Annotated in this window: 9 protein-coding genes; 4 read left to right on the forward strand and 5 right to left on the reverse strand. The window is 43.0% G+C overall.

Annotated features, from left to right (window positions below; all coding sequences use genetic code 11):
- Positions 1-277 precede the first annotated feature (277 nt).
- Positions 278-1,519: a carboxynorspermidine decarboxylase gene (locus AC5JPT_RS03860; RefSeq protein ID WP_493857167.1), complete on the reverse strand. Its 1,242-nt coding sequence runs from the start codon at positions 1,517-1,519 to the stop codon at positions 278-280.
- A gap of 99 nt (positions 1,520-1,618) precedes the next feature.
- On the opposite strand from AC5JPT_RS03860, the gene AC5JPT_RS03865 reads away from it, so the two are divergent.
- On the forward strand, positions 1,619-2,284 hold the full coding sequence (locus AC5JPT_RS03865) for a DUF924 family protein (protein WP_493857168.1): 666 nt from the start codon (positions 1,619-1,621) through the stop codon (positions 2,282-2,284).
- Between the two features lie 145 nt (positions 2,285-2,429).
- Here the strand turns inward: AC5JPT_RS03865 and AC5JPT_RS03870 are convergent, their stop codons facing one another.
- The 3 genes from AC5JPT_RS03870 to lpxB all read right to left on the reverse strand — a co-directional run bounded on the left by AC5JPT_RS03870 (position 2,430) and on the right by lpxB (position 6,156).
- A complete protein-coding gene (locus AC5JPT_RS03870; RefSeq protein ID WP_493857169.1) occupies positions 2,430-3,677 on the reverse strand; it encodes a CAP domain-containing protein in 1,248 nt (415 codons plus the stop codon).
- A gap of 234 nt (positions 3,678-3,911) precedes the next feature.
- Positions 3,912-4,820 carry a ribonuclease HII gene (gene rnhB / locus AC5JPT_RS03875; RefSeq protein ID WP_493857170.1) on the reverse strand — a complete coding sequence of 303 codons (909 nt, stop codon included), beginning with the start codon at positions 4,818-4,820 and terminating at the stop codon, positions 3,912-3,914.
- 19 nt (positions 4,821-4,839) lie between these two features.
- Positions 4,840-6,156: a lipid-A-disaccharide synthase gene (gene lpxB, locus AC5JPT_RS03880; RefSeq protein WP_493857171.1), complete on the reverse strand. Its 1,317-nt coding sequence runs from the start codon at positions 6,154-6,156 to the stop codon at positions 4,840-4,842.
- Positions 6,157-6,665: 509 nt separating this feature from the next.
- On the opposite strand from lpxB, the gene AC5JPT_RS03885 reads away from it, so the two are divergent.
- Positions 6,666-7,748: a 3-deoxy-7-phosphoheptulonate synthase gene (locus AC5JPT_RS03885; protein ID WP_319051542.1), complete on the forward strand. Its 1,083-nt coding sequence runs from the start codon at positions 6,666-6,668 to the stop codon at positions 7,746-7,748.
- 407 nt (positions 7,749-8,155) lie between these two features.
- On the opposite strand, the gene pepN is transcribed toward AC5JPT_RS03885, so the two are convergent.
- Positions 8,156-10,756, reverse strand: coding sequence for an aminopeptidase N (pepN, locus tag AC5JPT_RS03890; RefSeq protein ID WP_493858426.1), 2,601 nt, complete (start codon positions 10,754-10,756; stop codon positions 8,156-8,158).
- 536 nt (positions 10,757-11,292) lie between these two features.
- Here pepN and AC5JPT_RS03895 point away from each other — a divergent pair.
- Positions 11,293-11,916 (forward strand): DUF6231 family protein, encoded by a 624-nt coding sequence (locus AC5JPT_RS03895; RefSeq protein ID WP_493857172.1) that lies wholly within the window; start codon positions 11,293-11,295, stop codon positions 11,914-11,916.
- Positions 11,917-12,053: 137 nt separating this feature from the next.
- On the forward strand, positions 12,054-12,572 hold the full coding sequence (gene pal / locus AC5JPT_RS03900) for a peptidoglycan-associated lipoprotein Pal (RefSeq protein ID WP_493857173.1): 519 nt from the start codon (positions 12,054-12,056) through the stop codon (positions 12,570-12,572).
- Positions 12,573-12,826 lie beyond the last annotated feature (254 nt).

Below are 12,826 nucleotides of genomic sequence, written 5' to 3' on the forward strand. Positions count from 1 at the left end.
CCTGTCGATACCGTTGATCGCGGCTATGCAAAACAGAAACGAGTGAATGATATGCGTGAATTAAAAAGGAAGACCGAGGAAAACCCACGCACCCGTCGGGCAAATACCACTCCAGTATTTGCCCGAGGCGATTATAACAATTTTTATTCCCTTATCGGTAAAAAATATGCATAAAAAGCAGAGATACTAAAATACTCACTAATGCAAACTAAGTCTTTGTTTTTTAATACTTAAAAATATCACAAACCGACAATAGCATTGTTTAAAAAACTAACTCCTAAGACAGGCTGGCTTTGTAGTCTTGGTAATCAAACTCACGCTGGATATCGATACGACCGTCCAAACGACGAATCACAATTGCAGGCATGTTGACCCCATTGAACCAGTTTTTCTTCACCATCGTATAGCCTGCGGCATTGCCAAAGGCAATCTCATCCCCTATCTGTAAGTTACTTGGTAATGCATACTCACCAAAGATATCGCCTGCCAAGCAAGAACGACCATAGATAATCGTATGGTCTGCTGACTCTGCATTAGCTTCAGACGGTGCAGCTTCCGCTGGATTACCAATAGGTGCGATGTCAGCAGTAGCATTATTGATCGCAGCAATCGGTGCTGACTCACGGTAAATCAGTAAATCAAGCATATGTGCTTCGATAGAGGCATCAACGACGGCTAAGTTTTTTTGATTATGCATCGTATCTAGGACAGTAGTGACCAACGTACCCGCACCATGGATACTTGCTTCACCCGGCTCAAGATAGACTTGCACGCCATACGTCTCGCTAAATGCTTTTAATCTGTCAGCGAGCTTTTCTAGTGGATAATCAGGCGCGATAAAGTGAATGCCACCGCCCAAGCTCACCCACTCAAGCTGTGCTAATACATCACCGAATCTGTTTTCAATATCAGCCAAACTCTCACTAAAAGCGTCAAAGCTGTCGTTTTCGCAATTGTTATGAATCATAACACCAGTGATATCACTAAGCACTGCTGCAATTTTGACTTTGTCATGCTCACCAAGGCGGCTAAATGGACGCGCAGGGTCAGCAATCAAAAACGATGAGTTGCTGGTCTTAGGATTTAGTCGTAAACCGACTGGAATACTTTGCGCCGCTGCTTGGTCTTTAAAAGCATTGAGCTGAGAGATTGAGTTAAAGATAATCTTGTCAGCGTATCTCAATACTTCTGGCAGTTCATCTGCACTATAGGCAACGCTATAGGCATGTGTTTCTTTTTTATCTTGGCTACCCGCCTCGGTATTATTACCAAAGGTTTCATATCCCAACCTGACTTCATTGAGCGACGATGAGGTCGTACCATGCAGATAAGGCTGCATCACATCGAACACGCCCCATGTAGCAAAACATTTCAACGCTAGTAATGCCTTGGCTCCAGACAACTCACACAGACGCGCGATGATTTTCATATTGGCGACGATGGCCGCTTCATCGAGCACATAATATGGGGTTGGTGGTAGTGTTGTGTTGGTAGAATTTTCTAGATTTTTTGCATTCATAATAGATTACCTAATAGACACTCTGCTGTTGGTATCTTGACAGACAGATATAAATATTTGCGCTATAGTAGACTAAATTCATCATAATTAGAATATCTTATGGCACTCTCAACCGATTATTCCACCTCTGCCAGCCGATCTCATTCTTCTCAACTAGACCCAAAAGACATAGATTTGACTCATCTCGATCCTGAGGCACGTGCAGTGTTGGATTTTTGGTTTAATGAAGACAATGAAGCCTGTTGGTTTGAACAAAACGATCATTTTGATAAACAAATAGCGGATAAGTTCAGTAGTACTTGGCAGGCAGCTGTGCAAGGTGAATGCGTCACTTGGCGTATCGCGGAGTCTTCACTGGATGGTAATAGCTCGGTTACGGCGCTGGCAGGACGATTAGCAGAGATTATCGTGTTGGATCAGTTTTCACGCAACCTATACCGCGGTCAAGCGAACGCTTTTGCTCAAGACGGTATGGCAATAGTACTGGCACAAGAAGCGGTTCAGCAGCCCTACTTTGATACGCTGCCGATGCAGTGGCGCAGATTCATCATCATTCCATTTATGCATTCTGAATCAGCACTGGTTCATGACCGTTATCTGCCGCTATTTCAGCAGTTGAATGATCCAACCACATTGGACTTTGAGTATCGCCACAAAGAAATTATTGATCAATTTGGGCGCTATCCGCATCGTAACGAGGCGTTAGGACGCGACTCAACCAATGATGAAAAAGCCTTTTTGCAACAGCCAGACTCCTCGTTCTAAAGTCAAAACTGCTAATGATTAGTTGTATAACACGCTCAATGATAGTCAAAGGTGTTTTACAAAATAAGGGCTGAACCAGTTATCTGTTTCAGCCCTTATTCTACCCTATCGTCTCAATAGCCGAACTGGTGTTTTAGTTTACCTACTAATAATTTACTTGACCTGTGGTAAACGTAAATGATTGGGTTTCAGAAGCTTGGTTGTCAACCAATATATCAAAGCTCACTTGATACTTTGTATTACCATAAAGACCACATTGTTGACTCTGGTCCGCACGACGCTTAACTTCACAGCTTTTGAGTGCATCGGTCAACGGTAATATAAAAGCTTCGTTCTCTGGTAGCTCGTAGTTGGTATTGCTGTACGGATCATTGTCAAAATCAATCAACTGAATCGGTACATCAGTATTACGCTGAGTATCACGGAACTTGATGTTACTGACTTTGATTTTATCTGCTGATGGCATACTCACATAAACAGGCTGTCCGATAGGATCAGTACGCAAATTGCGACCAGTTCCTCTAACAGGGTTTGGCGACTCATTATATAGCGCAGTTACTGTACCAGTCACCCCTTCGCATGGATAAGTAAAGACACCTGATACGGACCTATTTCTTGTCGCTCTTGTCGCTGAGGCATGGCTTACTAAGACATAGCCTTGATTAAGGGTTGGATTTTTGGCATTAGGTTTGTAAGTAACCATCCCTGTGCCGATCAGACTCGACGTTGGCAGCATCAAAGAACGCAGATGATACGGTGCGGCTAGCAATGACTTTGCCATTGAGGTTGCCACCATATCTACACTCAAGAAATTACCTGCTGAGCTGTAATAGACAGATTGAGCGATATTTTCTGTCGCACCATATTGTGCATTACTGTAGTTTGCATTTAACAATCTATCTGAGAAGTCTAGGCCACCAAAGAATGGATTGTTGTCGCCTGTGACGCTAGCAATATCACTGATTTCATTTTCGACATGGGCATTGAAGGTGGTTGGTGTGCTATTAGCAAATACATATTTGATATAGTTTGCATGCTGAATCGCAATATCGTCCAGTTTTGTATCACCAGAGAGACCACTTAGACCACAGCTGGTTCTGGCCAGACTAAATTGATTATTAGCACTTAATGCTGCTCGTGCGTTGTTGTCTACGGGTTCCTTATTTGTATTGTCTGGTACATCTCCGGCTGACTCTTCCTCTTCATCGGGCGACGCTGTAATAGGTACTGAAGTAATTGGTTCTGATACGATATCTTCTTGTGTTTCACTCGGTGGATCATTAGGTACAGAGCTGCTATCGGAGTCTCCACCGCCGCCGCCACCACAAGCCGTTAAAAACACTGTTAAAAATAGTACTGAAGCGAGGCTTTTTTGAGGGATATGAGCTGTCATCTTTTATCCTATAAAATAGTTATGTATATAAATCATAGTGGAAATAAAAAATTAAACCAAAGCTTAGTTATTGATTTTACAGGTTTTTATATTGGTATGAATATATTGTAATATACTTTATGGACTTTTGCTCGTTATTTTTAAAAAACAGTCTATTAATTCATAATATATGTCGCTTGATTGTTATGGGATTTCGGTACATTCGTGATGATTAAAATGCTCGCTGTTCTGCATTTATCTACTTTCTAACGACTTTCGTACTGGTGCAAAACTACGTCTATGTGCTGATAGCACACCGTATCTGTCAATTGCTTCCATGTGCGCGCGCGTCGGGTAGCCCTTGTGTTTGGCAATACCATACTCTGGATATTGCGCATCAAGGCTGTACATGGTCTCATCACGGCTCACCTTTGCTAATATACTGGCGGCGGCAATACTCGTATGGCGCGCATCACCCTTCACCCACGCTTGGCAATCAACGCCAGATAGCGTCATATCTAATTCGTCAAATATAGCGGAGTTCAGATCAGGGCAACGATTGCCATCGAACAGCACCTCAATCTTTACGTTATTAGGCAATGCGTCTTCAGCGACTGTGGCCGCTAAAATACTTTTAAAAACTATTGTTAATAACGTCTCCGTACACAGCCGCATACCAAGCATGGTTGCCTGCAATATATTTACCTGATCGATGACTGCTGCTGGTATGTCAGCGATGACATACCCTGTGGCATGCTGTTTGACAAGCGGATAAAGGATATCTCGCTTTTTTTCACTCAATTTTTTTGAATCTGTTAGAGTCGATAGTGGTGTGTCTTTTAGCGGCTGTGCTTCGATTAGTCCTGACCACAACGGGGGCAGTATTGCGGCGGCAACATTGACGCTACCCAGTAATGGTCCACGCCCTGCTTCATCAACACCAATTTGTAGTACTGTCTGCTTAGCTTCTTTATTACTGGTGAAATATTGAGTGAGTAGTTCCGAAATATTCATCTGCCCATATAAATGTATGGGTGCTACCAGTTGAATATACTGACCTTTAACATCGATATTCTCGATCTTGATATCAACTGTCTGAATTGAGTTTTCTATATTGTGTTGATCCGTACTATGTTGATCTGTACTGTGCTGAATAGGCATCATGTTAAAAAGTCTTTCTTGTTTAGGTAGGATTGATCGTCTTAGTATTTTGCATAAACCACTGCTCAATCATACTATTTGCTGGTTCATGGTTACTTTGCTGCTGTAATGACTGTTTTGTCGCTAGTAAACCCTTTAGTTGTTCGGCATAGGCACGTGGCTGCAGTAGACGCATCACGGTACGGCAAATATTGTCACCGCTTGCCTGCTCTTGTATAAGCTCAGGCACAATTGGCGCACCAGCAAGTATATTCGGCAATGCCACATAAGGCACCTTTACCAAACGTTTGGCAATCTGATAGGTCAGCTTATTTAATTGATACACCACCACCATCGGTCGTTCAAGCAGCATCGCCTCCAACGTTGCTGTTCCAGATGCTAGCATCACAATATCTGAAGCTGCCATGGCCTGCTGGCTAAATTCTGGTTGGGTGTCGTCATAAACGACCACAATAGCTTCTCGTAGCTGCTCTGAGCGTTGATCTATAACCTCTTGGACAATATACTGATGGTTTTGATCCACTGTCGGAATGATAAAGCACAGCTTAGGATCTAGCAGTATTAACTTTTGAATACCATCAAGCATTAAAGGCAAAATAGCCGTAATCTCACCGCGCCGAGAACCTGGCATCACACAAACAAGCTGACTCACATCATCAAACCGTTCAATAAAAAACTGCTGTAATCCATCATTGTGCCAAACGAGCTCGCTGCGGCGCTGATTGATTGGTGTGTCTATCAATGTCTGATCGATAGTTCGTAGCAGTGGATGACCCACGCAGATCGCCGGATGGTTATGACGCTCGTAAACTGGTAGCTCAAATGGAAACAAGCACAACACCAGATTGGTTGCTGCTTTGATATTGTGGATACGTGACTCACGCCACGCCCAAATAGAAGGGCTGACATACTGTACACAGAATACGCCTTGCGGCTTGAGCTTTTTGGATACCCGTAGATTGAAGTCTGGCGCATCGATACCAACAAACCAATCAATACTAGCCACATCAAACGCACTCAGTAGCTCGCGGCGCGCTTTGAGCAAATCTGGTAGCTGTGACATGACTTCCACCAGTCCCATCACCGCAAGACGCTCTAATGGAAAAATACTCTGCAGCCCTTGCGCTTGCATTTTGGGACCACCAACACCAACCCAGACGATATCATCACGTAGATTGTTCATCTGCTGCATGAAATCTGCACCCAAGCTATCTCCAGACACTTCGCCTGCCACGATACCTATGACTAGCGGTGCAAGGCGTCTGTTCGGTCTTTGAGAGTCCGCCTCTGTCTGGCTGACTAAATCAGTATGTGAATGAGACGTAGCAGAATCTGTCATGACAAGCTCTCAGTATTAAAGAATAAAAATAAACCGCTATTATAAAATATAACGCCACAAATCAGTGATAAGTATTCACAGATGATGTGCAAGTCTGTCTACCATATCTTTAAAGTAACATTTTAGCCACCTACCGCTGATGTCGCTATCATACGTGACGATGATAAAAATAGCTAAACTCGCACGTGAAACCCAATTTATAGAACCTAAGCTATGAGACTCAAGTTCTGAAACCTAAGCTATAAAATCTGAGTATCGACCGTATAAATTTTGATTAGTCATTATTAGCAGATAGAAAAAATAAATCCCAAACGTGCATTTGCAGTTTTAAATACAATGCTAAGACGTATCTCATTTTGGAAAACACACCCTAAATGCATGGAAGTATAACTAAGTTTTAGATTCCTCATTCCAGTTATCAGTCAATTAACTGCCTGACTACCCTTGTCAACCAAACATTTTGTCCGCATAATGAATATTCCTATAAATCAGCTAGACGATATATAACCATGACAACATCAGTTACCCATAATGCAGATATTGACGACGTGAATATTGAAAAATTTATTCCTTTGATTACGCCCGCTGAGCTAAAAACTGAGCTACCTCTATCAGATGAAGCCTATAAAACCGTCCTAAACGGTCGAAACACTATCCAAAACATCTTGGACGGCAAAGACAAGCGATTGTTTGTGGTCATTGGACCTTGCTCTATCCATGATATCAAGGCGGCACATGAATATGCTGATCGCTTAGCCGTATTGGCAAAAGAGATCGAAGACAGCGTATTTGTAGTCATGCGTGTCTATTTTGAGAAGCCTCGTACCACGGTCGGCTGGAAAGGGATGATTAACGATCCCGATATGAACGATAGCTTTGATATCGAAAAAGGATTGCGCACCGCACGTAAGCTACTGCTTGATCTGAATGAAAAAGGGCTTCCTTGCGCCACTGAAGCACTTGATCCAAACACCCCGCAGTACATGCAGGATTTGATCAGCTGGTCGGCAATTGGCGCCCGTACTACCGAAAGCCAAACACACCGTGAGATGAGCTCGGGCCTATCTTGTCCAGTGGGCTTCAAAAACGGTACTGATGGTGGTATGACGGTTGCTGTCAACGCGATGCAAGCCGTTAAAGAAGGTCATAGCTTCTTAGGTCTGTCTTCAGATGGTAAAGTCTCTATCATCAAATCGAAAGGTAACCCTTACGCACATGTGGTACTACGCGGTGGTAACGGTAAACCTAACTATGATGAAACTGCAGTTGCTCAAGTTGAGAACGAGCTGGCCAAAGGCAAAACCAACAGTAAGATCATGATTGACTCGAGCCATGCCAACTCAGGTAAAGATCCGTACCTACAGCCGATGGTCATCAACAACGTTGCTGAGCAGATTCAAAACGGCAATAAGTCAATTATCGGTATGATGATCGAAAGTCATCTAAAAGGCGGTAATCAAAAGCTAACTGCTGACTTGAGTCAGCTTGAGTATGGCAAATCTATCACTGATGGTTGCCTAGATTGGGACAGCACGGTTACCGCATTGCGTAGCTTACATGACATGGTAAAAGACGTCCTACCAAACCGCTAATCGGTTTTAAGAATAACCTACTGTCTAGCAAAAACTATTTGGTAAAAACAAAAAGCCCGTTTGGCACTAATAATTAAGTGCCAAACGGGCTTTCTTTATGACATGCTATTTTGAAACTCTAACACTTAATGAGCAATGAAAAATAACTAGAGCGTGTTCCTATTTTAAAAATGGTGATGAAAATGAGATAAATCGCAGACAAACAAGGAAAATAGCGCAGATAATATCGAGATATTGACCAGCTATTTGACGCCGTGTGGCAAGATTTAGCCATTTTTAGCCCATTTAGTTATAAACATTTTAATTAGGGACATGCCCTATAGTTCTCAATCAAACAAAGCCAACCCCATTTCAGGATTGGCTTTGTTTTTATATCATGGTTTGTATGATTTCTTCACAGTCTATGATCAGTCATCTGCCGCGCCCAGTACACTGTCTAGACTCTCAGTCACATGTTTAGATGATACATTCTTTTGTAGGTCTAGTAGCTGTTCATGTGCCATTTGACGATGCGGCTCAGCCAATGTATTCCAACGTGCTAGTACTTGTAGCAAACGCGATGCCAATACAGGGTTGGCGTCATCTAACTGTTTGATAACATCGGTATACATTTTTAGACCTTCTGCCGTCCATAGTACTGTTGGTTGCGAGCTAAAGGCACTAATGACTGAACGAACGCGGTTAGGTGTATTCCAATCAAAATCTGTATGTGTAAGTAGCGACTTGACCACGTCAGGCGTCACACTGTCAGCAGCGGCTTGCACGCTAAACCACAAGTCGATAACCAGATCGTTTTCTTGAAAACGCTGGTAGAAATCAGCGAGATAATGATCTGCATGTGCCAATTGATGATTGACCATTGCCTTGAGTGCACCAAAGCGCTCAGTCATACAGCTGGCATGATCGTATTGTTGCTGCGCCCAGTCTGCTGAACCGTCAACATTAGCAGTCAGTCCCATATCAAGTACAACGTTACGCAAAGCTCGGATACCACGAGATTTAGCACTGTCTTCATAAGACTGCATTGGCAGATTATTATACAAGACTGCCCACTGGTCTTTGAGTCTGTCTGCTACTTGTTGATATAGTCCATCACGCTGCTCTTTGACTAACACTGGATTGTAATCCTTAGAGATAGCAGAAGCCAGCTCCTGTGCTGAGGGAATATCAAGTAGCCTTGCCGCCAACATTTCATCATCAGCTGCCAAGACAGGCAACGACTGCTCCAATGCCTCTAGATACACATCAGGGCTACTCTTTTCGCCTTTTCCTTGCAGCAAAATACGATTGACTAGCATCTGAGTCACTTGCCAGCGATTGAACCCATTGGTTTCATGCTTGAGCAAAAATGCTAAGTCTTCATCTTGATAATCATAATTGAGCTGTACTGGTGCGCTAAAATCACGCAACAAAGAAACCACTGGCTCGCTTGTCATATTATCAAACACAAAGGTTTGCGTTGCTTGGTCAAGTAGCAGCATACGCTCAGCAACAATACTGCCAGACTCTTTGTCAAACAGTGCCGTTGCTACAGGTATCGGCAGTGGTTTTGGCGCATCAAATCCACTAACATGACGTGTCTGCTGGTTCAAAGTGATGGTCAGCGTCTGCGCGGTACTATCATAGGTTTGATGACCCGATAATACTGGCGTACCAGGTTGGCGGTACCAATCGATGAAGTCTTCGACTTTTTCGTTAGTGATGCTAAGTGCGGACAAAAAGTCTTCAACGGTCACGGCCTGCCCATCATAACGGCGGAAATACTCGTCTGTCCCTGTACGAAAATCGTCTGGTCCTAATGTGTTTGCGATCATACGTACAATTTCAGCACCTTTTTCGTAGACAGTCGTTGTATAAAAATTATTGATCTCAACGAAGCTCTCTGGACGTACCGGATGGGCTAATGGGCCTGCATCCTCAGCAAACTGATGTGCGCGCAGTGTGGCTACATCATCGATACGCTGCACAGCACTTGACTGCTGATCCGCTGAAAATGACTGATCACGGTAGACCGTAAAGCCTTCCTTTAAACACAACTGAAACCAGTCACGGCAAGTGATTCGGTTACCTGTCCAGTTATGGAAATACTCATGGGCGATGATAGCTTTCACACTAAAGCTACGTGCGTCGGTGGTGGTTTCAGGACTAGATAACACACAAGCCGTGTTAAAGATATTAAGTCCCTTATTCTCCATTGCACCCATGTTGAACTGACTGACGGCAACGATCATATAGCGGTCTAAATCATAGGCGCGCCCATAATTAACCTCATCCCACTTCATAGAGTCTTTTAGCGCTTGCATACCAACATCACATTTATCGATATCGGCAGATTTTGCATACACTTCTAGTAAGACTTCTCGACCTTCACTCGTCGTATAAGAATCTGTCAGTACATCCAAATCAGCGATGACACAAGCAAACAAATAACTTGGCTTGTTGGTGGGATCCTGCCAGATTGCATAATGACGCTCTGGCGCATCAGTGACCTCGCCTGCTTCAACTAAGTTGCCATTGGCCAATAGGGTTGGATAGCGCTTATCTGCCTCCAATCGAGTGGTAAATATCGCCAGTACGTCAGGACGATCAGGATAAAAAGTAATCTTGCGAAAGCCTTCTGGTTCGCATTGGGTCACGAACATGGTGTCATCACCGCTACCCGCCATATACAGACCTTCTAGCGCGGTATTGGTCTGCGGGCAGATACGCACCTGAATATCTAAGGTAACCTGATTAGGGGCATCATGAATCATCAGCTTACCGTCTTCTTGGCTGTAGTGATCAGTTGTTAGCTCGTTACCATTCATAATAAGGGCTAATAGCTCTAACGACTCACCAAATAAAACAAGATCTCCTATGGTCTGGCGCGTCATTTCAAGTGTACTGTTTACTAGTGCATGGTCTTCAAATAGCTTAATGTCTAGATGAACCGTCTCAACATCGAAACTTGGCTTCTGATAATCTTTTAAGTTAATTTTGCTAGGCGCATGCGGTGGTACATCAGGCATATCAGGATTGATAATTTGAGCATCAGTTTCAGCAGTGGACATATGATTTCCTATTATTAATGATATAGATGGTTGATATTAATACTGTTGTTATTGCTTTTTTTAAAATACGTATCGCATTCAAGCTCACACTGTCGTAGCTGCCTGACGTTTATAAACAGTCATTTACGATCTGTTATTTATAAACAATCTTGTTTATATTAGGCTTATACTTAAGTTGATGGCATGCATTGCTTAATATTGCTTATTCACGAGGGACTGTCACCCTATTATTGCTAGTCTGACTATTTTTACTAGCCTGATAGCTAGATTGACCTAAACCCTTAAATTTCAAGTGTAGACCTTGAGATAACTGAGTTATCATTTACAGATAATACGCGCCTTTTCTGTGCAGCTATGCTTACTCGCATAATTCATAGCGAGCGTTGATCTAAAAATCAAATAAACAAATGGACGCGAGTTATCAATTGGATAATGTCGCTTAAAATGATTTAATAAGCACACCAATGACCCACCTCCAATAAACGGCCCATGATATGACAACACATACTGCCAAAACCTCAAAGATCACTCTACCTTTGCTTAGAGACTATGTCGATGCCCTTATGCCATCACTTGGTAGCTCACGTGACACCTCAATGAATAAGCAGGCACAAACGACGGGGGGTCAGACTGATGATACCACTGAGCTGTTATGGGTTGTACATGACAAAACAGAATTATCAGCGCTGCAAACACAGCTAAAGACTTTACCCGATAACAGCAATGTGCCAGTCCAATCGTGGCATATATCGACTTTATCAGAACTTACCAAACAGCATCTACCTAAGCGTTATGAGCTTGCCTGTTTTTGGCTACCTACCCTGTCCCATGAGACATTACAACAATATATTCCTGCGCTCATGCGCTATCGTGATCTATATGCAGCACATCTACTGGTTGCTCTTGATAGCTCGATAGATCTAAAACCTTATGGATTTACACCGTTTGATATTTTAAGCGAGCCATCCTTGGATGCTAATCAAGTTGAATCAATCACCTCATCCACAGTATCAGCGACACTTTGGCAGTTCAATTTATATGATTATAAAAAACTACCAAACTGGCTCAATGCTGACTACTGGGCAAATCCAGAGAATTGGGGCAAGCATCGCTGGTGATATGGGTTCTGTCTATGGTTATTTACAGTAAAAATACTTACATAAATTAACAGTTAGTATATGATAGGAGAGATTGCTCAAGCTTTATGGTAAGCAGTTTAAAAAAACAAATTCAATTAAAATTTCAGGAGCTCGTCATGTCAATCAGTTTTTCTAAGATCGCTGTTCTTGCTGTGCTATCAAGCGCTGTGGCACTAACCACAGGTTGTGCTACTAAACGCTCTACCTCTGAAGTTGTGGTAGCTCCGCTAGGTATTCCAGGTGGCCAAGTTGGCTATAATGGTGCCGTTATTGTTGATAACTCAAACGCCGTAATTACTGGTGCAGAAAACTTACAAGCAGTGGTTTATTTCGCCTTTGATAGTAGCGAAATCACTGCACAAGCAGCAAGTGTCCTTAACCAGCATGTGAGTCTACTAAACTCAAATCCAGCGGCTGGTGTTGTGATCGCAGGTCATACCGATGAGCGCGGTAGCCGTGAATACAACATAGCCCTAGGTGAGCGCCGTGCACAAGCAGCACGTAACTATCTTGCTGCTCAAGGGGTCACTGCCAACAACATCCGTGTTATCAGCTATGGTGAAGAACGCCCTGCTGCTGCCGGCAATACTGAAGACGCCTATGCCCAAAACCGCCGTGCTGAGCTGTCTTACTAAGAATAGTTAAACTATTAGATCCTTAAAAAAGCCCAGTAATATACTATTGCTGGGCTTTTTTATATTTTATTATAAGCGCTATGGGTACCTGCAACTCATGGGCACGACAGTTGTTTAAAGAACGGCCTACCTTGAATTAGCGTCAAGTAATTTGATATCTGAAAAACCTTACATTTTGACTGAAATCCTTAACGATTAATTATGATAATACCAGCCTCAAACATAACTCACATTCAATATACTCAGCTCGGTCA

Source organism: Psychrobacter sp. H26 (assembly GCF_059073035.1).